At 26.2% G+C, this 24,421-nt stretch carries 22 protein-coding genes and 6 tRNA genes; 20 read left to right on the top strand and 8 right to left on the bottom strand.

Translation table 4 applies throughout. From position 1 onward, the window contains the following. The first annotated feature begins 16 nt into the window (after positions 1 to 16). From OF364_RS03085 to OF364_RS02645, 4 genes are all read left to right on the top strand, one after another. Positions 17 to 94 carry an IS3 family transposase gene (locus OF364_RS03085; protein ID WP_373422514.1) on the top strand — a complete coding sequence of 26 codons (78 nt, stop codon included), beginning with the start codon at positions 17 to 19 and terminating at the stop codon, positions 92 to 94. Positions 95 to 412: 318 nt separating this feature from the next. Continuing rightward, positions 413 to 1,159: an MAG0920 family protein gene (locus OF364_RS02635; protein ID WP_263774099.1), complete on the top strand. Its 747-nt coding sequence runs from the start codon at positions 413 to 415 to the stop codon at positions 1,157 to 1,159. Further along, on the top strand, positions 1,140 to 1,907 hold the full coding sequence (locus tag OF364_RS02640) for an MAG0920 family protein (protein WP_263774100.1): 768 nt from the start codon (positions 1,140 to 1,142) through the stop codon (positions 1,905 to 1,907). The genes OF364_RS02635 and OF364_RS02640 overlap by 20 nt, the downstream gene beginning before the upstream one ends. Before the next feature lie 203 nt (positions 1,908 to 2,110). After that, positions 2,111 to 2,890 (top strand): MAG0920 family protein, encoded by a 780-nt coding sequence (locus OF364_RS02645; RefSeq protein WP_205850991.1) that lies wholly within the window; start codon positions 2,111 to 2,113, stop codon positions 2,888 to 2,890. A 95-nt stretch (positions 2,891 to 2,985) separates the two neighbouring features. On the opposite strand, the gene OF364_RS02650 is transcribed toward OF364_RS02645, so the two are convergent. Continuing rightward, positions 2,986 to 3,540, bottom strand: coding sequence for a deoxycytidylate deaminase (locus tag OF364_RS02650; protein WP_263752758.1), 555 nt, complete (start codon positions 3,538 to 3,540; stop codon positions 2,986 to 2,988). Between the two features lie 360 nt (positions 3,541 to 3,900). Between OF364_RS02650 and OF364_RS02655 the strand changes: the two genes are divergently transcribed. The 8 genes from OF364_RS02655 (at position 3,901) to OF364_RS02690 (ending at position 14,742) form a co-directional block, all read left to right on the top strand. Next, on the top strand, positions 3,901 to 4,086 hold the full coding sequence (locus tag OF364_RS02655; protein WP_205850990.1) for a hypothetical protein: 186 nt from the start codon (positions 3,901 to 3,903) through the stop codon (positions 4,084 to 4,086). Positions 4,087 to 4,401: 315 nt separating this feature from the next. Next, the gene (locus OF364_RS02660; protein ID WP_263752756.1) at positions 4,402 to 7,173 is read left to right on the top strand and encodes an OppA family ABC transporter substrate-binding lipoprotein; all 2,772 of its coding nucleotides are present in this window, start codon (positions 4,402 to 4,404) and stop codon (positions 7,171 to 7,173) included. Between the two features lie 16 nt (positions 7,174 to 7,189). Continuing rightward, positions 7,190 to 8,323, top strand: a complete 1,134-nt coding sequence (locus tag OF364_RS02665) for an ABC transporter permease (protein WP_205850988.1) — start codon at positions 7,190 to 7,192, stop codon at positions 8,321 to 8,323. Between the two features lie 11 nt (positions 8,324 to 8,334). Continuing rightward, positions 8,335 to 9,651 carry an ABC transporter permease gene (locus OF364_RS02670; RefSeq protein WP_205850987.1) on the top strand — a complete coding sequence of 439 codons (1,317 nt, stop codon included), beginning with the start codon at positions 8,335 to 8,337 and terminating at the stop codon, positions 9,649 to 9,651. Between the two features lie 2 nt (positions 9,652 to 9,653). Next, entirely contained in the window at positions 9,654 to 10,886 is a 1,233-nt protein-coding gene (locus OF364_RS02675; protein WP_241006039.1) for an ABC transporter ATP-binding protein, read from the top strand. Continuing rightward, positions 10,873 to 13,356, top strand: a complete 2,484-nt coding sequence (locus OF364_RS02680; protein WP_205850986.1) for an ATP-binding cassette domain-containing protein — start codon at positions 10,873 to 10,875, stop codon at positions 13,354 to 13,356. Before OF364_RS02675 ends, OF364_RS02680 begins: the two co-directional genes overlap by 14 nt. A 139-nt stretch (positions 13,357 to 13,495) precedes the next feature. Further along, entirely contained in the window at positions 13,496 to 13,993 is a 498-nt protein-coding gene (locus OF364_RS02685; protein ID WP_263774101.1) for a hypothetical protein, read from the top strand. A 20-nt stretch (positions 13,994 to 14,013) separates the two neighbouring features. After that, entirely contained in the window at positions 14,014 to 14,742 is a 729-nt protein-coding gene (locus OF364_RS02690) for a triose-phosphate isomerase (RefSeq protein ID WP_263774102.1), read from the top strand. 27 nt (positions 14,743 to 14,769) lie between these two features. Here the strand turns inward: OF364_RS02690 and OF364_RS02695 are convergent, their stop codons facing one another. Genes OF364_RS02695 through OF364_RS02705 form a run of 3 tightly spaced genes read right to left on the bottom strand, consistent with a single transcriptional unit; the run spans position 14,770 to position 17,341 of the window. Then, positions 14,770 to 15,627 carry an FAD synthase gene (locus OF364_RS02695; protein ID WP_205850983.1) on the bottom strand — a complete coding sequence of 286 codons (858 nt, stop codon included), beginning with the start codon at positions 15,625 to 15,627 and terminating at the stop codon, positions 14,770 to 14,772. A gap of 39 nt (positions 15,628 to 15,666) precedes the next feature. Further along, entirely contained in the window at positions 15,667 to 16,473 is an 807-nt protein-coding gene (locus OF364_RS02700) for a YcsE-related riboflavin metabolism phosphatase (RefSeq protein ID WP_263752744.1), read from the bottom strand. Then, positions 16,466 to 17,341, bottom strand: coding sequence for a tRNA pseudouridine(55) synthase (locus OF364_RS02705; protein ID WP_263774104.1), 876 nt, complete (start codon positions 17,339 to 17,341; stop codon positions 16,466 to 16,468). The genes OF364_RS02700 and OF364_RS02705 overlap by 8 nt, the downstream gene beginning before the upstream one ends. Positions 17,342 to 17,501: 160 nt before the next feature. On the opposite strand from OF364_RS02705, the gene OF364_RS02710 reads away from it, so the two are divergent. Next, positions 17,502 to 17,577: transfer RNA gene (locus tag OF364_RS02710), tRNA-Thr, on the top strand. A 7-nt stretch (positions 17,578 to 17,584) separates the two neighbouring features. Then, positions 17,585 to 17,669: transfer RNA gene (locus OF364_RS02715), tRNA-Leu, on the top strand. A gap of 106 nt (positions 17,670 to 17,775) precedes the next feature. Here OF364_RS02715 and OF364_RS02720 read toward each other — a convergent pair. From OF364_RS02720 to OF364_RS02735, 4 genes are all read right to left on the bottom strand, one after another. Continuing rightward, a tRNA-Val gene (locus OF364_RS02720) sits at positions 17,776 to 17,851 on the bottom strand. A 4-nt stretch (positions 17,852 to 17,855) separates the two neighbouring features. Continuing rightward, positions 17,856 to 17,931 (bottom strand) — tRNA-Glu (locus OF364_RS02725). Between the two features lie 4 nt (positions 17,932 to 17,935). After that, positions 17,936 to 18,010 (bottom strand) — tRNA-Asn (locus OF364_RS02730). Between the two features lie 116 nt (positions 18,011 to 18,126). Further along, positions 18,127 to 18,202: transfer RNA gene (locus OF364_RS02735), tRNA-Thr, on the bottom strand. Positions 18,203 to 18,384: 182 nt separating this feature from the next. Here OF364_RS02735 and OF364_RS02740 point away from each other — a divergent pair. The 6 genes from OF364_RS02740 to OF364_RS02765 all read left to right on the top strand — a co-directional run. Then, the gene (locus tag OF364_RS02740) at positions 18,385 to 18,825 is read left to right on the top strand and encodes a division/cell wall cluster transcriptional repressor MraZ (protein WP_205850980.1); all 441 of its coding nucleotides are present in this window, start codon (positions 18,385 to 18,387) and stop codon (positions 18,823 to 18,825) included. Positions 18,826 to 18,833: 8 nt separating this feature from the next. Next, positions 18,834 to 19,733 (top strand): 16S rRNA (cytosine(1402)-N(4))-methyltransferase RsmH, encoded by a 900-nt coding sequence (gene rsmH, locus OF364_RS02745; protein ID WP_404824620.1) that lies wholly within the window; start codon positions 18,834 to 18,836, stop codon positions 19,731 to 19,733. Positions 19,734 to 19,735: 2 nt separating this feature from the next. Continuing rightward, the gene (locus OF364_RS02750; RefSeq protein ID WP_263752741.1) at positions 19,736 to 20,800 is read left to right on the top strand and encodes a hypothetical protein; all 1,065 of its coding nucleotides are present in this window, start codon (positions 19,736 to 19,738) and stop codon (positions 20,798 to 20,800) included. Positions 20,801 to 20,860: 60 nt separating this feature from the next. Then, positions 20,861 to 21,976 (top strand): cell division protein FtsZ, encoded by a 1,116-nt coding sequence (gene ftsZ / locus OF364_RS02755; protein WP_205850978.1) that lies wholly within the window; start codon positions 20,861 to 20,863, stop codon positions 21,974 to 21,976. Positions 21,977 to 22,084: 108 nt separating this feature from the next. Next, positions 22,085 to 22,747 carry a 16S rRNA (uracil(1498)-N(3))-methyltransferase gene (locus OF364_RS02760; protein ID WP_263774105.1) on the top strand — a complete coding sequence of 221 codons (663 nt, stop codon included), beginning with the start codon at positions 22,085 to 22,087 and terminating at the stop codon, positions 22,745 to 22,747. Positions 22,748 to 23,007: 260 nt separating this feature from the next. Then, positions 23,008 to 24,421 (top strand): hypothetical protein (locus tag OF364_RS02765; RefSeq protein WP_263774106.1); only part of this gene is annotated, 1,414 nt, incomplete at its 3' end.

Here is a 24,421-nt window from a genome sequence, read left to right on the forward strand (position 1 = left end):
GCTAATTACTGACTTTATAAATTACTATAATAATATTAGAATACAAATTAAACTAAAAAACCTCTCTCCGTGTCATTACATGAGAAAGGTTTAATTGATTTGTCCACTAATAGGGGACATGTTTAAAGCTTTATTGTGTTTTTTATTTATTTCATAACAATCATGGTTATTTATGTTCCAATCGCTATTTGTTTTAATAAAAAAATTTTTATTGCTAATCAAAATAAAAATCTAAATATATAAAGTATTTATAAAACCTAAAAATAATAACAATTTGTGTTTTAGCAATCTTTATTTTTAGAAAATATACAACATAATAAATTTTAAAATGAAATCCAAAATTGGATTTCGTATTTTTTTATCTTTAATCATGTAAAATGATAAATATATTAAGACTAAGATGGAAATTTAAATGTCAACATTTATAATTACATTAATAACAACTTTTGTATTGCTCATTTTCTATCATTCGATAACACTTTATTTTTTAATTTCTATTAATAAAAAAACTGCTTTTATTGAGAATTTTAAGATTAAATCAAAAAAATATATTTTGAACGACTTTATTAAATTACCTGATAAGGTTTTTAATATCTTTGATTCACTTATTAAGAAATCTTATTGATTTTTATATATTGAAATATCAATAATAATTTTGTTTTGTATAAGTTTACCCATAGCTTTATTGACCATTCATTTATCCAATATAGAAAAAATTAATTCACAAGATTTAATTTATGTATTTCTGTATTATTTATTATTAATTGAACCATTATGAATATTAATAATAAATATTATTAAGATACATAGGATTTCTAAAGTACTAAAAGATTGAAAAAAGGAAAATAATAAAATAAAAAATAATAATTTTGAAATAAATTTACCTGAAAATTTTAATCAGTTTAAAAGCTTAATTTTAAATGAAGATATAACAATTAAAATAGCAAAATTTAAAAATACTGAAAAGCACTTTTTTACTAAAAAATATACAAAACAAAAGAAGAATTTTTTTCATAATGGCGCTATAGATATAAATAAATTGCTATATTTTTTATTGTTTAATTATGAAAAAATTTATATAAATTCAACAAGATTTGACAGTGTGTACTTTTTAAGTTTTATAAAGGAAATTTTAAATAATGACACTCAACTTAACTAAAAACTTGAATATTGCTTTTTTAGTAATTCATACAGTGGTAATTATATTATTTTTTTGTACTTTCATTTTCTACATTTCATTTAAAGTAAAAACAATTATGATAAAAAAAGATGCATCGTCAATATTTTTGAAAAACAAAACTAAAGTAAATCAAAACTTTTTTAATACTTTTTTTAAAGAAGTAAGAAAAATCTATATATTTATAATAACTTTTTCAATAATTTCAATTTTCTTAATTACCATTTCAATTATTTCCTTGGTTACAATATTGAGTTTTTTATTTGATGGTATTAATTCATTTTGAGCTATATGAGCTATTGCTTCTTTTTCCTTTGGAATTGCTATTTTTTCAACTTGTTTAATGGTTTTATTCAAAATTAAAATAATTCATAAAGAAATAAATATTTGAAAATCTAAAAATGAACAAACCGGTAATAAATTATTTGAACATTTAGATACTAGTGATAATAATAAAGAACTTTTAAATTTATTTAATGATTCCAAAAATTTAAAAATGTCTTTTATTACAAAAATATATAATCAATATGATGCTACATTTAAGCTAAAATTTAAAAAAATTAAAAGAGCGCTCTTAAAGCTTAAAGAAGGAAATTTTGATGATTATCTCTATTATTTTTTAATATTTAATTATGAAAATGTAGCTATTAATAACCAAATATTTAAGGTTGAAGATTATGCTTTTTTGTTTCAAAATCGAAGAGAATTTTTGAAACTACTAAAAGAATAATAAAAGCAAAAAACTTCCTAATTTTGTGTTATTTAACAAAAAAAGTATAAGTATATTTTGTTTTGCACTTGATATATTACTTAAGAATCTCACAGTAGAGATTTTTTATTTGCAAAAAATATAAAGTCAACAAATAAAAAACTTTATTGTAAAATTAGATTATAAAAGGCAACTAAAATTTATTTTCTAAAGGAGGGTAATTCATGATTGATATAAAAATAGCTAAATTTTTATCAAACAGATTTTCAATACTAAGCATTATATTATTTATTTGTTTTGTGCTAATTTTTATGCTTGTATTTTTTAATGAATATAAAGGAATTCTAATTAAACAAGGGGCTTCAAAAATTTTTATAAATAAAAATATAGTTGTGCAGCATTCATTCTTTAAAACTTTTAAAAATAAGATTAATAAACTATTTATATTTGTTTTAAGTTTTTTATTAGTTTCTGCAGTGTTAATCATGTTATCATTAAGCTTTAGTTTGGTATATATAATTAATTTAATAATTAATCACTCATGAAACACAATTTTTTATCTACCGTTTATGGCATCTGGTTTATCGATTGGTATGCTAGTAATTTGTGCTATATTATTGGCTAATATAACTAAAATAAATAAAGAATTCCAAATTTGAAGCCAAAAAAATAAAACTTTAAAAGAAAGTGTTTTTGAAAACATTAGTTCAAGCGAAAATGAAGATCTATTTCATTCTCTTAAGGCTACAATTGATTTAAATATAAGTTTAATTTCAGAGACACCAAATCAAAAAAACAGAAACTGAAAATGAAGATATACTTATAAGGACTGAAAAAGCAAGTTATTAAAAAACCCTAAAACTTTTGAAGATGAATTTTACTATTTTTTAATATTTAATTATGAAAATGTAGCTATCAATGGCCAAATATTTAAGGTTGAAGATTATGCTTATATTTATCAAAATAGACATTTAATTTTTAATAAAATAACTAATAACCAATAAATAATCTCTTATCGTTTAAACATTAAAGTTTAAGCGATTTTTATTTATAAAAAAAGCATCTAATCAGATGCTTGAATTAATAAAGAATTAAGTTATTATTGCTCATTAGATAACTTAAAATCTAAATCAAAATCTTTTTCAATCTTAATGCATTGAATACCAAACGTTTCAAATATTTTTTCAGACGCTTTAAAATCATCAGATTGTTCTTTGTATGCTACTGCATAATAAACTTTCGAAATCTTTGATTGTACAATTAGTTTAGCACAATGATAGCAAGGCGAATGAGTTACAAAAATTGAAGATCCTGGTTCAATTTTTGAATTAGTTAAATTAGCATTAATAATGGCATTAGCTTCAGCATGTACGACATACGTATATTTAGAATTTAGCACATCTTGTGATTCACTAGGTCTATTTCATGGGAACATTTCATCATTATTAATTGTTTGACTATTAAAACTTGTTGGCATACCATTATATCCCAGTGATATTACATAATTATGAGGGCTCACAATACATGCACCTACTTTAGTAGTAGGATCTTTTGACCTTAAGGCACTTAGTTTAGCTAAAGACATAAAATATATTTCTCATTTAATATTGTCTTTATGCTCGTTAAAAATTATTTTTTTTGTTCTTGAATTCATAGTTAAAATTTTACCATAAAATAGCAAAAATCAGGCTCCGCAGACCCTGTTTTAATTATTCAGTGAAATAAGCTTTTATGCTCGGATAAGACATTAACTAAGTTAATCCAACAATCAGAGCTTGTTGAATTAATACTATTATAGCATAAATTTTTTACATGCCAATTATTTATAGACAATAATGTAAAAATTTAAAATTTATAAATGTTTTGCGTTAATAATTAGCCCATACTCAAAAATGTTTTAGGCATTTATAAGGTCTTTAAAACAACTAGAAAATTGTTATTAGGTGATTTTTTTCGATTTTTTCTTGCACTTTTTGATAAAAAATGTTAACATATATACATTAAAAGGAAAAACATGAAACAAGAACATTTGAAAACTAACCTAAATTCAATTATGTTCTCAGCATCAGACAATGCTGTGTTTTTTGACATGGAAATTATGAATTTTGACAAGAATATTATTATAAATGCAGACATTAATGCAATTTATAAGAACAAGATTCTTGGTGGAATTTATAGTTATTTAAATATTTTTAATTAAAAATTATAGTAATAAATATTAAAAGTTTACTAAATGTATTTTAAAAAATATAAATCAACCAAGAATTATGGCTTAGAGGTACATAGTTCAATTTTGTTATATTGAACAAATAAGATCTAAAACTCTTCAAGCTAAATTTCCTTTTAAGATGATTTACCATTCAAAAAACATTTAAATTACAAACTAAAAAAGGTTAAAAAATTATTTAAATATGGCTTTAAATTGGCAATAAAAAGTCAAAAATAATTTATAATTATTTCATAATTTCAAAGACATTTTTAACAAATAGAAATTATGAAAGTTATGGAGATAGAAATGAAAAAAAATAAAAAATTGTGATTAGTTTCACTTGCTACACTTCTCGGAACAACTGTTCCTTTAGCAGCAGCTTCATGTAGTGGTTTTAATAAAAGAAGATATGTTTATGAATATAACTCTAAAATAGAAAATAAACCATTTTTTTATGATGCTTCTAGATCATTTGGTAGTTACCTAGAAACCTCAACAAGACATCAAACATCAGTTGGTTTAATAAGAAAGGCAACTTTAAATGAACCTAAAATTGTTGGTATCTTAACTAATGATTCTAGTGGAAATCAAAAAAGCCAGAGGTTGATTTTGGAGCCAACATGACAAAAAAATAAATTAGAATTAGCTTCAGAAATTCATGTAACAGATGAACATGGTAACATTCATGTTTTTGACAATGATGAAGCAGACATTAAACCAGAAGGTGATGTTACTATTGAAGGTAAAAAATACTATTCAAGTCCTTCGGTTGACTTAAGATCTGACAATCAAAGGTCAATTAATAGTGCTAATTTTGATGAAAAAATGAATAGTGCTGTTAAAGTTCAATTCGTTATCCGTAAGGGTGTAAAGTGAGTTGATTCAAACGGAAAAGCAACAAAATATGAAGTTCAAGCAAAAGATTTTTATTATTCATGATTAAGAACTTATTTAATAAAAGATATACATAGACAACAATATGGCGGAAGTAAAGAATTAGATGATTTAGCTGCTAAATCTGTATCTAAAGACACAGAAAATTATTTTACTAGTCAAGATTCATATGATAATGATTACTTGTATCCATTATTTGGTATAGATTCTTCTAAATTTCTTGAAGAAGATAAGTTTCTTCAAAAATTAGCTAATTCAGAAACTAAAGCAGTTACATTTGAAAAACTGCCAACCCAAAAAGCAAAATTCCTTGAATTATTTAATGAAATAATAATAAAAACTTATGAATTAATGCCAGCACCTTCACAATACCTAGATGAAATGAATGAAGATGCTAAATTTAAGGTATATAACTACTTAGGCATTAGTGATGATAAAACCAAGGAATTTGAAAAAGAAGTTAAAAAATTAGATAAGAGTTCACTAGCTTATAAATCAGGTGCATATTGATATGCTATAAGCCAAAAAGATTTATTATATGTAGGTCCATATTATTTAACTCCTCAATCAGGTCAAGAACAAAAATTCAAGAAGAACAAACATTATTGAGATGAAGCTTGAGTAAAAGATGATAATACTATTGAAGAAATTGTTTTCATATATCAACCAACACCTGTTGATGCAGACACTTTTGCTCAAAGAATATTTAATAAATATAAACAAAAAAGTTTATCAAACATTGCATTTAGTCAATTAAAAGAAAACCAAAAAGACGAAATGCAAAAAGCTAGTGAAAAATATGGTTTAAGATACATCAAACCTTTAAATAGGTCAATACCATACTATTCAATGTTATCACAGCCATTTGTTGCACCTTTGAGTAAAAACCTTAGTCAATACGGTTTTAATGATGCGTTTGCAAAATTAATGTATGGTGGAACCTTAGATGAACTAAAAGCTGGTACAAATGATCCTGAAACATATATTTCAGGTACTGGATTAGTTTTTAGAACATTATACAATGCAGCTATAAACTGAGATCAATTAGCTTCAGAAGCAAATAGCGGTCAAGCTAAATCATGAATAGCTAAAGTTGCTGATGGTTCATCAATTGGAGGTTCAAACCAAAAAACTTCAAACCTTAAAACTCCTGCTAATGCTGAAAACAAAATTAATTCATTATTCGCAATTCAAGCCGATGGAACTAAAAAAGTCGATTTTGGTAAATATGGTGACTCACTAGAACCTACTGAAAATGCTGAATACGTTAAAGATTTTTCTGATGTTACAGAGAAATTAAAATCAGCTGGATTTAATCAAATTAAAGAAGAACTTCAAAAATTAATTGATGAATTTGATAAAAATAATCCTACATTAAAAGATAAAAACTTTGAATTCAATTACTTTTACCCATATATAAACATTACAGCACAACAAAAAAATGCTTTTGAACAATTATTAAAAACATTCAAAGAACTAAATCCAAGATTAGATTTTAAATTAGTGGCAGTTACAGATAGTGCTAAAACTGAATTTAATCAATATAGAGCAGAAGGAGCCAATGGAGCTAATTTCATAAGTTGAGCATATGACTATGATTCAGTTGGTTCAGGATATGATGGTTTATCATGACAAGCAAACTTTATTCCTACATTAACATGAATAGCTAAAAATGATGCAGGGGATAAAAACAAAAAAATTCAAACTTTTTATCCAAAGTTATATCAACTATCAAAAGACATTCTAACTTATGAAAAACAACCTGGAAATGAATGAGTTGCTTCAGTTCCTTTTGAAGATATTCATTTAATTGAAAATAGATTTAAAGGCCAAAGTCTACCAAATGTAGCATACTATGAATTTAAAAAAGATTCAAATAATGTATATAGATTAGAAAGAGATGCTAACAATAAAGCTAAAAGATATACACCAGCACCAGGAAAACATGCTACAGATGCATGAGAATGATCATCAAGATTCTGATTAAATTACATTTCTTCTAAAACAAATGAAGAAATCGTGGAATTAATGACAGAGTTAACTTCATATTTCAACATTAACTTTACTCATGGAATTTTCAAATCTAAAGAAGAATTTGGAAGAATTTTAGTTCAAAAACATTTTGTTGTTCCTGATTCATTATCACTAGGTGTATCAGTTTACTTAGACTGAAAAGTCAAATAAAATTTTAGGTTTATAAATGTTTAAATATATATTACAGAGAATAGCTTTTGCTATTCTTGCGTTATTTATTATCACCTTAGTTGTTTATATTTTAGTGAGTGTTTTTGGGACTTCGCCGGTCAAGGATTTAGCAGAAAAAAGATTTGCTGATCCTAAAAACACTAAGACTTTGCAAGAAATTACAATTGAACTTGGTCAAAAACACGGCCTTGTAGATGCAAATGGTAATAACATTCCTATTATTGTTAGATATTTTAAATATATAGGTAATGCATTTAAAGGGGATTTTGGTTATGTAATTAATCCAAGCAATAATCCTAACCCATCTGAATTTACAACAATTCAAAAACTGTTTTTTTCACCACTAAAATATTCAATTAGAATTACATTTCCGGCATTTATAATTAGTGCTATTTTTGGTATCACGATAGGTATATTTGCAGGTTACAAACGCGGAAAATTATTTGATTCAGGAGCTAATTTGTTTGTATTAATCTTTGTTGCCGTTCCATCATTTATTTTGGCACCAATTTTAATTACTATTTCATTACAATTAGGTATAAGTATTACAGTACCTAGAGAAGAACTTAATCCATCATTTGGTGAACTATTTCTTTCATATCTTCCACCAATAACAATAATTACTTTAACTTCAATGGCAGTATATGTGAGTTATACAAGAAACCAAGTTATTACTGTTCTAACTTCTAATTATGTTTTAATTGCTAAAACAAAAGGGCTAAAACCAACACAAATATTTTTTAAATATGTACTAAGAAATATCTCCATTCCTTTATTTAGTTTATTATTTGGTTCATTTTTAGGGTTATTATCCGGCTCAATTATTATTGAAAAATACTGAGATGTTCCTGGAACTAGTCAAGTTATTGCCAGATCATTCCCTACTGGTGAAATCAATATAATCATGTTTTCAACTATATTCTTTACAGGATTAGCATTATTAGCTGAAATTATCGTCGATGTTATGTTTGCTGTTCTGGACCCTAAAATTACATATGCTGCTAAAAGCAAAAGAAATTATTGATTATTCTTTAAGGCATATCTAGAAAGAAAAAAACTAGAAAAAGATTTATTTGCTCAACAAGCTCAAGTTAAAATGGCCAACGAAAGTCAAAATATAGAAAGGTAGGTTAGAACTTTATGGAAAATAATGTCGAAACCCAGATTAAAGACTTTAACAAAAAGTATAAAATTAGTTCTGAACTATCTAAGAAATTTTCTTTTGTATCAGAAGAAAATAGAATTCAAAATTCCTCTATAGCTGGCAGACCTAAAAAAATGCTAGTTGAAATAACAAAAAGGTTCTTTTCTAATCCTGTTGTTATAATTTCATTAATAGTTTTTAGCTTCATTATTTTATCTTCTTTGATAATTCCGGCAAGAGGCATTGCTGCTTATCAACCTAATAGATTAATTAATGACTATTCATTTATTAAATCATTACCTCCAATATATAAGCCAATAATTTCTAAAACTGTTGATAATACTGATGAGGTCTTTAAATTTTGAAATAACCTCAAGAGTAATATAGCAGCACTTCCAGCTAGCCAACAAGCGCAATGAAATGAGTGGTTTGCTTTCTTTCTTAATTCAACTAAACTAGAATATATTTCTCTTCCAAACGGTGATATCAATCAAATTTTAACTTATGATGCCTATCATTTATTTAGAGCAGCAATCTTAAATCAAGAACTAGTCAAAGCTGTTAATGAAGGTAAAGATGCAGCAGTTGAATTTAGCAAAATAAACGCTAGTATTCCTGTTTTAAAAACTTATTTAGGAACTACATCAGCAGGATATGATATTTGAATAACTACTTGATATGCTACTTGAAGAGGTATTGAAATAGCAATTATTACAACCATCATTCAAGCTGCATTCGGTATTACATTAGGAGCCATCTTAGGTTTCTATGCTGGAAGAATGATTGATACCATAATAATGAGAATTATTGATATATTTAATTCACCTCCAACTATTATTTGAATTTTAATATTTGTAGCTTTATTTGGTACAAAACAAGTTTCATTAATTTTAGCTATGTCAATTGCTGGATGACCTGTGTTTGTTGGAATAACAAGAATGTATGTAATTACAGTTAAAAATGAAGAATACATTATTGCAGCCAAAGCTATTGGTGCTTCGAATGCAAGACAAATATTTGTTCACGCTTTACCAGCAATAATCGGAAAAATTGCAAATGCATTTGTTAAAAACGTTCCTGCAGTTATTTTATGAGTAGCTTCATTAGCATTTTTAGGATTTTTTAAAGATCCAAGTGAAACTAACTTAGGTCAAATATTAATTGAAAATGCATCCGAAGCTGGCGCAAACATTTGAATTATCTTATTACCAACACTAATACTATTGTTATTATCATTATCATTAAACTTTATGGCACTTGGAATTCATGATGCTCTTGATCCAAGAGTTATGTCTAAAGGAAAGAGAAAATAATCATGAAAACTACCAATGAAACAAACCAAAAGCCAAAAAAAATAATTAATAACAATAAAAAAAGCAATAATAAGACAACAACCAAAGCCTCAAAAGCTAATCAAGTTACAAAAAAAGAAAAATTCTTTAATAAAAGCTCAAAATTATTTGAAAAAATTAAAGCTTCTGATACTCTAGAAACTAATAAACTTTTAGAAGTAAGAAACTTACATGTGAGTTTCCCTGTTGGCAGAAAAAAAACCATTCATATTGTTAGAGGTGTTGATCTTGATGTAAATAGAGGTCAAATAGTTGGTTTAGTAGGTGAATCTGGTTCTGGAAAATCAGTTACTTCAAAAACTTTAATTAACGTTAATGAAAATGGTTTGGTAAGTGCCGATAAGATCCAAATAGGAAACTTAGAATTAAGTGGAATTCTAAAAAAAGAAAAATATTGACAACTAGTTAGAGGTCAAAAAATAGGATATATTCCTCAAGACCCCTTAACTTCACTTAATCCAACTAGAACAATTGGTAAACAACTATTAGATGCACTAAACAACAATGCAGATTGACTTGATGCAACTTATACTCAAAAGAAAGAATATTTATTAGGATTACTTAAAACTTTTGGTCTAAGAGATGTTGAAAAGATTTTTAGTGCTTATCCTCATACCTTATCAGGTGGAATGAAACAAAGAATTGTAATTACAATGGTAGTTGCACTAAAACCTGATTTGATAATAGCGGATGAGCCTACTACTGCTTTAGATCCTACTGTTCAAGCTAGTGTTTTAGCTTTATTTGAAAACATTAGACAAGAAATGGGTATTTCAATTATTCTAATCAGCCATAATATATCAGTTATTGCTAAATTCTGCGATTACATTTATGTTATGTATGCTGGAAGAATAGTTGAAAAAGGAACTAAGCAAGAAATTTTTACAAATCCTGCACACCCTTATACATGAGCGCTGATTTCAGCTATACCTGAATCAAAAGATGAAAAATTATTTAATATCAAAGGTACTCCTCCTGATATGGCCAATTTACCAGTCGGTGATCCTTTTGCTCCACGTAATGATTATGCCTTAGAAATTGATTACATTAAAGAACCACCATTAATACCAATTACTGAAACACATTCAGCAGCTACTTGACTTTTAAGTCCAGAAGCTCCTAAAATTGAATTATCTAATGACCTAAAAAAACGTTTAGATTTATTTAAGAAAGCATTTAACAATGAAAAACAATAATGACCGTAAAGTAATATTATCAATTGATAATTTAAAAAAATACTTCGTTAATCAAGGTGTCATCAACAAAGCAGTTGATGGTGTATCTTTTGATGTTCACGAAGGCGAAATTGTTGGTTTAATTGGCGAATCAGGTTCGGGAAAAACCACAGTAGGTCGAACAATATTAAGGTTATATGATGAATATAACGGCTTTGTTAGATTAGAAGATAAAATAATTTCAGGAAAAAATATTAGTTATTCTCTAAAAAAATATTTACGTAAAAATGTGCAAATGATTTTCCAAGATCCACATGCTTCATTAAATAGTCAACAAAATATTTATACCATTCTAAAAGAGCCTTTATTAGTTAATGGCATTATGAAAAGTAGAATTGATGATATTTTTGCTGACTGGTTGGATGTAAAAAAGAATTTTAAGTATACTTTCCAAATTCAAGCAATGAAACTTGAATTACAAAATTACAAAGAAATTAATAAATTAGCTAGACCTTTCTTTTCAAAATGACAAAATATTTTTAAGGACTTTGGATTTGAAGAAGAAATAAGTATCGAAGATAATTTTTCATCATTTTATGCTTATTTAGAAGAAAAACAACAAATGGAAAGCGCTATTATTAATAATATGTATTCGAACTCTTCAACATTGATTGAATACTATTACCAAATGCAAGCAAAGTATCGTAATCAAGACTTAAGTAAAGAAGAATTAGATTATGATAAAGCTAAGAAAAAATACGCGTTAATTAAAATACTAAATACTATTTCAAAAAATAGATTTGATTTATTAAAACAAAAACATGAACTTCTTAAAACTAAAAAAGAACTTGAACATTCATATAAAGATAAATTAAGAGAATCAAAAAATACTTTTTATAACTATCGTGTTGAAAATAAACATGAAAAAACACTTGTTAATATAGCAAAACTAATGTCTACCAATTTAGAGTTCTATTTATATAACCTAAAAAATGAATACTTATTTAAAAAGCGTATTGAAATTTTAAAAGAATTGCAAAAATCTTTAAAACTGCTAGATTTTGAAGATATTAAAAAACTAGTTAGAGAATTAGAAGATTATGTTAAAGATTTTTATGAAAATAAACTAATCAAAATTGAATATACTAAGACTTCAAAATTAGATATTGTTCAAATGCTAGAAAAAGAATTTAATTTTAAGTTTGATTCTTATAAAAAAATATCAGATAAAAACACTCAAGAATGAGCTAAAAAATTTGCAGATATAAATGACAAAATTCAAAAAGTAAATGCTAAATTAGCAATTAAAGATAGTCCAGAATACTCACAAGAACAATTACAAGAAGCTCAAAAAGACTTAGAAAAAGCTAAAAAAATATATGAAAAAGGTAGAGCAGACTTTTTAGTAAGTTATAAACAAACAATCGAAGAGTTATATAACCAAATTAAAGAACAAAAAGATGAATATAATAATTTAGTTGCACTGCAAGATTATTGCAACGAAATGTATGAAAAATTCAAATTAGAGTTCTTTGAATTTGTTAAAAAACATTATAATGCCAAGATTGATACACTAAAAATTCAACTTCAAACCATTTCAAAAACAGATAAAAAAGCTATAAAGAAACTAGAAGCCAAAATTGCTCAAATTAAAAAAGATTTAGATACAACTTTAAAAATGTATCACTCTGATGTTTCTTTAAAAGAAGATACCTTAAAATCATTCCATATTGAAAAGAAATATTTAAACCGCGATATTAAAAACATTTATATATTATTAGGAATAGATAATAAATGAGTTGAACTAAACTTAACTAAACAAAATCATCCTGACAATGACATTAGCTCTAAATGAGTTAAAAGATTTAACATATTTGATTATAAAATATCATTTTTTATTGCTAAATACTTAATTTCAGAACTTTTATATAAAACTATTATTTATCGTTCATTAGAAGACGTTGGGCTTTTAAAACAATTTGCATACCGTTATCCACACGAATTTAGTGGTGGACAATTGCAAAGAATTGTTATTGCTCGTGCTTTAATTACCGAACCTAAAGTAATTGTAGCCGATGAGCCGATTGCTTCTCTTGATATTTCAATTCAAGCGCAAGTTGTTAATTTACTAAAAGAATTATGTGTTAAGAAAAATATTGGTTTAATTTTTATAGCTCATGATTTAAGTATGATTGAATATGTGGCAGACAATGTTCAAATAATGCACTTAGGAAAAATTGTTGAAAGTGGTAACACAGAAGCCATTTATTCAAAACCTTTACACCCTTATACTATTAATTTATTCAAAGCTATACCAAAAATTTCAAATGCAAATGAAAAATTTCAAAATGTTTCTTTTGCTCTTGATTATATTTATGAACAACAATTCCCAAATGTGCCTGAAACATTTAAAATTGATGATAATCACTATATTTATGGTACAGAAGCCCAAGTTAAATTGTGAACTGACAATAAATATACAAAAAAATAACAAACTATATTTAATTAATTAAGAATACTAGTCAATCAATAATAAATGGCTAGTATTTTTTTGTTTAGTTTTAAATTTAATCCTAAATAAACAAATTGATTAAAGTATAATTCTTTTATATTATAGAAAGTATAAAAAAATGAATAAGAATTTTGCAACATCAAAAGCTAGAGCATATTGAAACAATAGTTGAACAAAAACAACAATTATTTATTTTTTTGTATCTTTATTTATCATGTTGCTTTTTATTTTATTAATCGGCTTTTTTGGTAAAGAAACTCTAAAAAAAATGAATTGGTCTAATGGAATTACTGTGGGCACAGTTTTAGTTTTAGCAGTTTCTTTAATGGTTATAGCTTTTAGAAAAGGTTTAGGAAAAGGAATAATAAAAACATTTTCAACTTATGTACACAATGCTAAAATTTCTTCACGAGCTAAAAAGAAATATACACCTTATATGACTCAACATGAAAAGGATCGTATTTTAAATAAAGAAAGACAAGCATATAATAATGAACAAACTAAAAAACTATTGAAAAAAAACTTGGAAGAAACTACTAATTTATCTTCATATTTGTTAATATTAATTTCAAGTGTTATTTTAATTGCAGGATTATTAGCAATTCATTTAGGATAAATATAATTAAGGAGTGTTTTATGAAATATTTAATTGGAAATTTCAAAATGAATAAAACGTTTTTAGACACTGAAGCTTACATTGAAGCTTTAGAGTATTTATTAAATCAATCAAAAAAAGAATTAAGTAATATAAAAATAGGAATTGCTCCTTCTTTTGATAGTGCTTATTTAGCTTATCAAAACCCTGAACGTTCATATTTATTTGGATTACAAAATATATTTTACGAACTAACGGGTGCATATACAGGAGAAGTGTCTTTGAAATTAGCTAAAGAAGCGAATATCGATTTTGTTATTATAGGTCATTCAGAAAGAAGACAAATGTTTAATGAAACTAATACTTTTATTAATAAAAAAATTAAACACCTACTAGACATGAATGTACGCCCAATTTTATGTGTAGGTGAATCTAAAGAAGAATTTGATAATAATCAAACACTATCAGTAATAAAAACACAAATCACTGAAGCCTTAGCGGAAATAAAAGATTATAAAAATATCATAATTTCATATGAACCAGTTTATTGTATTGGTAATGGAATTATTCCTGAAATTAGTCATATTCAAAAAGTTATTGATTTTATTCATACTATTGTGCCAAAAAATATTCCAATTTTATATGGTGGATCAGTTAATTTAAATAGTGTTAACGACCTGGAAAGGGTTTTAGGTTTATCAGGTTATTTAGTTGGTAAAACCTCTTTAAATGCTCTGGAATTTATAGAACTAGCCAAAAAATTAAAATAAAAGCATCCTTTTTTAAAAATTGGATGCTTATTTATTTAAAAATCATTGTCTAGCTGTATCAATATCATTTTCATTAATGTTATTTTCATGATTAGTGCCAATAAAACGAATTGGTAATTCAAATTCAATATAAATATCTTGATATTTAGAAGGAATTACACTAAGATCAAAAAAGTATAATTCATTATTTTTTTGGTCTTCTTCGGTAGTTTCAAGTGAAATTTTAGTTAAGCCATGATATTCAATATCATTAATAACTACATTAACAATATATATTCCGCACTTTAATTTATTTAGTTGTTTTGGATATTCATATTTGAAATTTTCCATACTACAAACAAATGCATATTTATCTATTAATAAACTATTAGCAGCACTAATATTACCTTCTTCAATTAATTCATTAATTAATGAAGAAGATATTTTTTTCTTTTGTACTTTTCTTTCATTTATTAAATTGAGCTCAAAGTGTTTTTTTAAGTAATTGATATCTCCTAGTTTTCTAAAACCAAATCTAAAATCAGGTCCACAAATTACTTCAATAACTTTATTTTGTTTTAAATTATTAATAAAGTCTTTATGACTAGTATTTAAATTATCTTGTGTACTTTGAACTAAAAAAACATAATCAATGCCAAGATTATATAAACTAAATAATCTGACTTTAGTTTGAAATGCTTTTTTTTGAAGCTGTTTATTATTTTTATAAGGTGCACTAAAAAGCATTATGCCAATTTTAGCATCTGCCAAAATTTCTTTTTTAGCTTTTGCTGCTTTTATTAGTTCATAATGACCTAAATGTAAAGTTTCAAATGAACCTAGAATCATGATGATGTTTTCTTTTATATCGAAAACATCTTTAAAATTTCAATCAAAAACTGTCATATTAAATAATTTTACTTTAATTAAATAAAAAAATACGACCTAGTCGTAAAATTTTTTCTCTCTTAATTTGAAATAAGGTCCATCTTCTGTTACTGGTAAACAAATTTCATTAGCCACATTTTTAGTACTATCGCCACCATTACCCATAGCTACACCTAAACCTACGTGTTGTAGCATCTCAATATCATTTTCAGAATCTCCGAATGCTACCATTTCATCCATTTTAATTCCTAGAAGTTGACCTAAAATGCTTAAACCGGTTGCTTTAGTAATACCCTTTGAAGATAAAAACACACCTCCACTTCAAATGGCTAGAACTCACATATTCATGTTATTTTTTTCAAAAAACTGATTCAATTTTTTTGATAATTTTTCTGGTTCATTAGTACTTACAGTAATTAAATAATTCTTATCATTTTTAGATTCAAATTCTTTTTCAGAAATAAATTTTTCTTTATAAGGTAAGTAAAATCAATGGTTAATATTAAATAGATCATTATAATAACCTCATTTATCACCAACAAAAGAAAAAGGTAATTTATTTTCTTCTGCAAAAGTTCTAAATTTAGTGAAATCAGAATATTCTATTGTTTCTTCAAAAATATATTCCTTAGTTTTTAAATCAAGAATAAAAGTTCCATTAGCTCCTACAAAATAATCTACATATGGATTATCAATTTGTTTTCCAACTGTAAAAATATCTCTTCCAGAACAAAGTACTGTAATATATCCAGCATCTTTTAATTTTCTAAACATTTCTTTCATTCTAGGGCTAAGTTCATCAATTCCAAAAGGTAACAACGTACCATCGATATCAAATACTACCATTTTATATTTATTATTCATTACTTACTCCTTTTAGGGTATTGGGGTTAGAAAATACACGGTTACCAATAATCTTATCAAAGACTATTTCACCGTTTTTTATTTTACCTCAACCTATAATTTCATTATTATATGTAAACATGCATCAATCATTTACATCAATTAATCTATTCAAAAACAATTGCTTGTTTTTAATATGTTCAATTTCATCTTTATTAAGCGTATATAATTTTACACTAAAAAGGTCTTCTAAATTTGCGATTGGCTCATAAAAATTTTGGAAGTCTAGTTTTATATTTCCTATTGCTTTTCTTTTTAAGACATTAACTATTGCATCAGTATTTAAAGCTAGACCAATGTCGTGAACTAAACTTCTAATATATGTTCCTTTAGAAACTTTTGTTTCAATTATAAATTTTTGATTTTCATAATCAAAATCAATTAAATCTAAACTATATATTTCAATTTGACAAGGTAAAAGATCTTTAAATATATTTTCTCTTGCTAATTCATAACTTCGTTTGCCATTTATTTTCTTAGCTGAAAAAGCAGGTGGTATTTGTGATTTAGTATTTTTTATTTTATTTAAAACTTCTAAAAGTTCTTGCTTTTTAATTTTTGGTTTATTATCTAAATAAAAAACTTCTTGACCTTCATCATAACTAGCTGAAATGTAATGTAAAGAAGCTTCAACATAATATACTTTTGTATCAGCGATTAAATGACTTAAAACTTTAGTATCATCATCACTAGCCACAATTAATAAACCTTCAGCCAAAGGATCTAAAGTACCGCTGTGCCCAATTTTTTTAATATTATTTTCTTTAGCAAATTTTTTAATTGCTAAAAAACTTGATATTCCACGAGGTTTATTTATTTTATAAAACACTTTTAATTCTCCTTTGGCTTTTGGTTACGGTTTATTATACCAATATTAATATAATAATTTATTAATAAATTAAACTAAAATTTGCATTAATTTAGGCGCTAATTTTTTTAAAAATAAATATTTTTTTTCATATATAATAATAAAGCATTATAGTGCACAAGCCGTTTTAGCTCAGTTGGCAGAGCAACTGACTTGTAATCAGTAGGTCGTAGGTTCAAGTCCTATAAACGGCACCATTATTATGCGCGAGTGGTGAAATTGGCAGACACGTTAGTTTTAGGCACTAATGCTTTACGGCGTGAGGGTTCAAGTCCCTCCTCGCGTACCATATCATTTATTTGTGGAGACATTTTTGTCTCCTTTTTTTTATTTTAAAATTAACTAAAAAAAACAATAAAAAAATGCCACTTTAGGCATTAGGCGTATTTAACAAATGGTGGAGAATGAGGGGCTCGAACCCACGACCCTTGCCTTGTAAGGGCAATGCTCTCCCAACTGAGCTAATTCTCCAAAATGGTGACCCTAGCGGGACTCGAACCCACGCATGTATGGATGAAAACCATATGTGTTAACCACTTCACCATAGGGCCAAACTGGCGCCGACTATTGGGATTGAACCAACGACCAACTGGTTAACAGCCAGCTGCTCTACCGCTGAGCTAAGTCGGCATTTATTGTTTGAAATGCTTAATTATTATAATCTAAAAAAACTTTTTATTAATGAAAAAATTAAGATTTTTAAAAATATAAATAAATGCCTAAAAAAGTCGTTATTTATCAGCTTATGGTGCTGGTTAGAGGGATCGAACCCCTGACCCACTGATTACGAATCAATTGCTCTGCCAACTGAGCTAAACCAGCATAAATACTATTTTAACAAAATTGAATTTGAAATGTTAATTTTTTTAATCCCTAATTTGCAAAAACGCCAAAAAATTCCTCTTTAAATTAAATAAAAATAAAAAATCGAAAAAAAATAATAAATTTTCAAACAACCAAAATAAAAAATGCTAAAATATGGGTGATAGTGGGAGGAAGTGGAAATGTATGGCAAGTACGAAAGAAGCTTAGATGACAAAAACCGAATTGTCGTTCCGCCAAAGATTTTGGCAGAACTAGGCAAAGACTTTTTTGTTACTATTGGTTTTGATAAACAGCTTGTTTTAAGAGACAAAACTGAATTCGAAAAACTAAAATCTAAGTTAGAAGATAACAATTCACTTAATAAAGACTTAAGAGAATTAAGTAGATTTATATTCGCTAATACAGAAATGGTTAGCCCAGATAAATCAAATCGTATAACCATTTCAAAACATTTGGCTTCAAAAGCCGCTATCAAAAAAGATGTAATCTTCATAGGTACAGGTAACACCTGTGAAATATTTGCTAAAGAAGTTTATGAAGCAAAAGAAAAATATTTTGAAGATGAAACCAACATTGACGATCTAGCTCAAAAATTATTTGAACAAGGAGTTAAATTATAAAAACACATATTCCGGTTTTATTAAATGAGGTTATTGAATCTCTTGTTATAAAACCAGGTGGAATTTATGTAGATTTAACTTTGGGTAGAGCAGGTCATAGTATTGAAATACTAAAAAAAATAAAAGCTAACAACTCAGGGTTATTAATATGTTTTGATAAAGATAATCAAGCAATTATTGAATCTGAACCAAAGCTTAAAGAAATTAGTAATTCATATCGCATAGTTAAAAGCGATTTTAGATACTTAAAATCAAAACTAGGCGAACTAGGAATTACAAGTGTTGATGGAATATTAGCTGATTTAGGAGTTTCGAGTCCTCAATTAGATGATATCGAACGAGGTTTTTCATACTCTCATGACACAAAACTGGATATGAGAATGGACCAAGATGCCAAAATTAGTGCTGACACAATAATTAATGAATTTAGCGAAGAAGAATTAAGTCGTATTCTTTATGAATATGGTGATGTAAAACTAGCCAAACTAGTTGCGAAATCAATAATAAAGAATCGCCCAATTTCTACTTCATTTGAGTTAAATGAAATTATTAAAAGCGCACTACCTGCCAAAATAGTCAGACAAAAAAACCCTTCAAAAGCCATATTTCAAGCCATAAGAATTGCAGTTAATGATGAATTAGGTGCACTCGATGAACTACTAAATCAACTAAGTGATTTGATTAATTTAAATGGAAAAATCGCAATTATAAGTTTCCATAGTAAAGAAGACGTGAGAGTTAAAAAATTTTTTCAAAATTTAAGCTATCACGATCCAGCTTTAAACAAAATTCCCATTCAAATTGAAAAAAAATGAAAACAAAAAATCATTTTTCCTTCAAAAAAAGAATTGGAAATCAACAAAAGAGCACATAGTGCAAAATTAAGAGTTATTACAAAGATAGGTTAGGCATGAAAAAACAAATTATTGTAGCATATAAATTTGATAGTGAGTATATTTCTGTAGAGGTAGTTAAACAAACTAACCTTGGATATTTACCTATCTATCAATATTCTGCAATAAATTTGTATTCTAATCCTTCTTATTTAAATAACTTTATTTATCGAACTAAAAATGAAATTGAAGAACTAATCAAAGCAAAAATAACTAATGTAGTAATAGTAATTAAAAATTCTATTAACTATCAAATATCTAAAAAAATTATTTCGAAAGAAAATGATGTTATAAATAAATTATCAAATGAAGACTTAGCCAAAAAACTTTATTATTTAGAAAAAGAAAATGGCTATTATCTATTCGGTTATGAAATTTTTTCAAAAATTGATGACCGTAAATTAATTAGTTTAAGTTTATTAAACTGAAAAGAAGCTAAAATGATTTTTAGCCTCATGAAACAAAACAATCTTAATGTTATAAGAATGTATGACAATGATTTTTTAGAAAATATTTCTAATGGTAATAATTTTAAAAATGGAGTAGCTACCTTTTTAAAATTAACAAACCAACACTTGAAAATAGAAATCTCAAAAAATTATGTTAATTTCTTAGAACTTAAATTAGATTTTGGACTAAATTATTTAATCAATAATTTACAAAATAAACTAAATTTAAGCGAATCTGAAGCTAAAATTAAACTTAATTTGTGAGCAAACAATCTGCATGCAGACAACGAGCTTGAAATTGAAAGTATAGTTAAAGATTATTTAAGTTTAATTTCAAATGTAATTATTGAAAATGCAAATAAACTTAATATTAATAAAGATAATATTCAATTAAACATTTCGCAAGAATTTAATATGTTTAAAAAAGTCTTGCTAAATGATGAAGATTTAAAAATGTTTTATGGAAAGCTAATTGAAGCTAAAAAAAGTTTCATTAGCTATGAAATGTTGGGATTACTAAATCTAATTGATAATCAATACACTAACACAATTAAAGAAATGACTATCACCTCCGAATTATTCGTAGTAGACACCGAACAATTTAGTAATTATTCTTTTAATTACAAAAAATAAACCCTTAATTAACTTATAATTAAAGAATTAATTTTTGTTATTTAAATTAGGAGAATATATATGTCACACAACGATAATTATAATTCAGTTGCCAATATCAAAGTAATAGGTGTTGGTGGCGGTGGAAACAATAGTATAAAAACACTTTTAGAAAAAAATATTGATGGTCTAGAATTTATTGTCGCTAACACTGACAAACAAATACTAGACAAATTTGATCCATCATTTACTTTAGCTCTTGGTGATAAAAGAGGAATAGGTGCAGGTGCTAATCCAGAAGTTGGAAAAAAAGCAGCTGAACACTCTTTACAAGAAATTAAGGAAAAATTAGATGGAGCTAATTTAGTTGTTATAACAGCAGGTATGGGTGGAGGAACCGGAACCGGAGCTTCTCCAGTTATAGCTAAAGCTGCCAAAGAAAAAAATGCATTAGTAATTGCTATTGTGACTACTCCTTTTTCATTTGAGGGAAATAAACGAAAAAAAATTGCCCTAGAAGGTATTGAAGAACTTAAAAAACATGTGGATTCATACATAATTTTATCTAATGATAAATTATTGGAAGCATATGGTGATTCTTCAATTAATGATGCTTTTAAAGTTTCTGATAATGTTGTAAAACAATTTATTAGAACAATTGTGGATATAATTGCTATTCCCGGAAGAATTAATTTAGATCTAGCTGATTTAGAAACAGTGATCAAAAACTGTGGTGAAACACTAGTTGGAATCGGAAGTGCTAATGGTGAAAATGCTGCTTCTAAAGCACTTAAAAGTGCAATTAGCAGTCCAATAATGGAATCAAACATTGTAGGCGCTTCAAATGCAATACTGTATTTTTCAGCTTCAGCCAAAACCACTTTAAATGACTTTAATAAAGCTGTTAGTGAATTTAATGAACTAGCAGGTAATGATGTCAATGTAATTTTTGGAGTTACTGATATACCAAATGAAGATTCAGAAAAATTAGGTGAAGTTTATGTATCTGTAATAGCTACAGGTATAAAAAAACAACCAAAAACTGATTTCAATATGGATAATATTGAAACAAATAACACTGAGGCGACTCAAGAGTTTTTAACTCTTTCAGCTTCAAGAAATTCAAATTCTTATTTAAAAGAAAATGAATACAATTCAGATGATAATGATTTAATTTTCAAAACAGATAGAAAATAAGGCGATGTAAGAAGTTTTAGTTTCTTTTGAAAATTATCATTAGATTCAAAAAGAGGGTTATTCCTCTTTTTTTTCAATTTTAGTTATAAAACAATATAATTGCTTATTATGTATAAATTTTTTTGCCACACTAAAAAAGATAATTATTTTGAACTGGATTTAGAACAACAAAAACACTTAAAAGTAATTAGAATTAAGAATGAAAAATTCTTAGTTAATTATAATAAGGAATTTTATTTATGTAATTATGAAACACCTAATAAAGCAATAATTAATCAAAAATTAGAAATTAATAATGAGCTAGATTTTGACTTAGTTGTAGCTATACCTTTGATTAAACAAAATCACTTTGAAATTGCTATACAAAAAGCTGTTGAATTAGGAGCTACTAAGATTATTCCTTTTGTTTCAAAATATTGTGATAAATCTAATATTAATGTCGAAAATAAAATCACTCGCTTTGGCAAAATAATCAAAGAAGCAGCTCAACAATCTTTTAGAAATATAATTCCAACTCTTGAAAATACACTTAGTTTTGAACAAGTGCTAAATTATTCAATTGAAAATAAAATTTTGGCCTATGAAAACGAAACCAAAAATGGTTTAATTAAACCAACAGGAGATATTTTATTAATAGTAGGCCCTGAAGGTGGATTTGCGAAAGATGAAATTGCACTAGCTAACACCAAAAAAGTGGCGATAGTAGGATTAACTAGAACAATTTTAAAAGCTGAAACAGCACTAATATATATGATTTCAAAAATTATATAATTACGTTAGATAAACAGCATAAACGTTACATAAAGTAACGTATTTTTATTACCTTTTTGGCTATTTAAGGCCAAAATTTTAAATATAAATATATTTAATACGTTTGTTTAAAATTCAAAGTTTTTGGGATAAAATTCCCCAAAAGTGCCCTAAAATCACCAAAAAACCTCTAAAAACACCAATATATATATATATATATATATATATATGAAATTGGGTATAATTAGGCATTATTTTAAACACAACAAAAAAGAGGTTTTATGAATAACTCAATTAAGAAAAAGAAAACAGCTATTATTGTAGGAGCAACAGCCAGTGTGCTAGTTGTTTCGGCAGCTGTAGCTGGTATTATATATGCTAAGTATGGTAAAAAATCCAAACCTAGCATCTATAATAAAGACAAACCAGATGTTATTGTTGACATTAAAGATCATGAACGTGGCGAAGCTAGTACTTGAGATGCTAATGTTGATGAACAATACAAAAAACTTAGGGACTATATCCAAAAGTTGGTTAAAGCTCTAAAAACTGGTATTACTAACGTCAATAAGAATTTAAGTTTAGAAGATTTAGAAGATCAAATTAAAAAACTAGAAAAGCACATTGCAATTGGTGAAGAGCTAGATCTGATTTTAGATAGAAGCATTAAGACTTTAAAAAGTGACACTAAAAAAGTTGAACTTCAAAAAGATAAAGATTTACTTAAAGGAATTGTTAAAGAAGCTAAAGATGCTTTAGCAGCTGCTAAAGAAAAGCAAAAAGATAAAATTAAAGATCTAGAAAAAATCAAAAAAGAAGCCAAAACTTTAATTGAAAAAATTAATAAGGCAGTTGATAAAGCTTCTAAAGCTAACACCAAAGCAGAATTTGAAAGTCTAATTAAAGAACTTAAATCATTAGTAGATATATCACAAAAATTAGAACCAAAATTAAAAGATTTTGGTGCTTTTAGTGAAGCTAATGAACTAAAACAAGCTATCGATAAAGCAAATGAAACTATTAAAAAACTAGAAGATAAACTTAAAGTTCAAACACTTGAACAAGAAAAAGAAGCTCTAAAAGAGTTTGCTGATAGATTTAAACAACAAGTAGACACTTTAATTACAGAAACAGATGCTGCCGATTCTTTAGATGAACTTAAAAAAGCTCTTGAGGAAATTGAAAGTCTAGCTACTCCTGGAAAAGAAAATTCAAAACGTGCAAATGAACTTAATTTAGATGACATTAAAAAATCTATTGATGAATCTTTAGCTAAATTAGAAGCACAAAAAAATAAATTAAACACCAAAAAACAAGCCAAAGAACTAGAAGCACAACATTTAGCTACAGAAGTCGAAACTTTAATTAAAGAAATTAAAGAAAAAATCCAATTAGCTAATAAAGCTAATTCTTTAAGTGAACTAACTTTAGCTAAAGCTAAGTTAGACGAAGTCTTAGCTAAAGCTGTTGAATTAGATAAAAAACTAACTAAAGCAAAATTAGATGACCTAAAACTAAAATTAGAATTAGAAGTAAAAGAAGCTAAAAAAGTTTTAGAAGCTATAAGCCAAAAGCTACAAGAAGAACAAGATAGAGTTAAAGCTATTAAAGATGATTTAAGTTCAAAAACTGCTAGCCTTAATAAACTTGCAAAAGAAACTAAAGATGCTTCTGATATTCCATCATTAGAATCTA

The sequence above is a fragment of the Mycoplasma enhydrae genome, from assembly GCF_025779955.1.
Taxonomy (GTDB): Bacteria; Bacillota_I; Bacilli_A; order Mycoplasmatales; family Metamycoplasmataceae; genus Metamycoplasma; species Metamycoplasma enhydrae.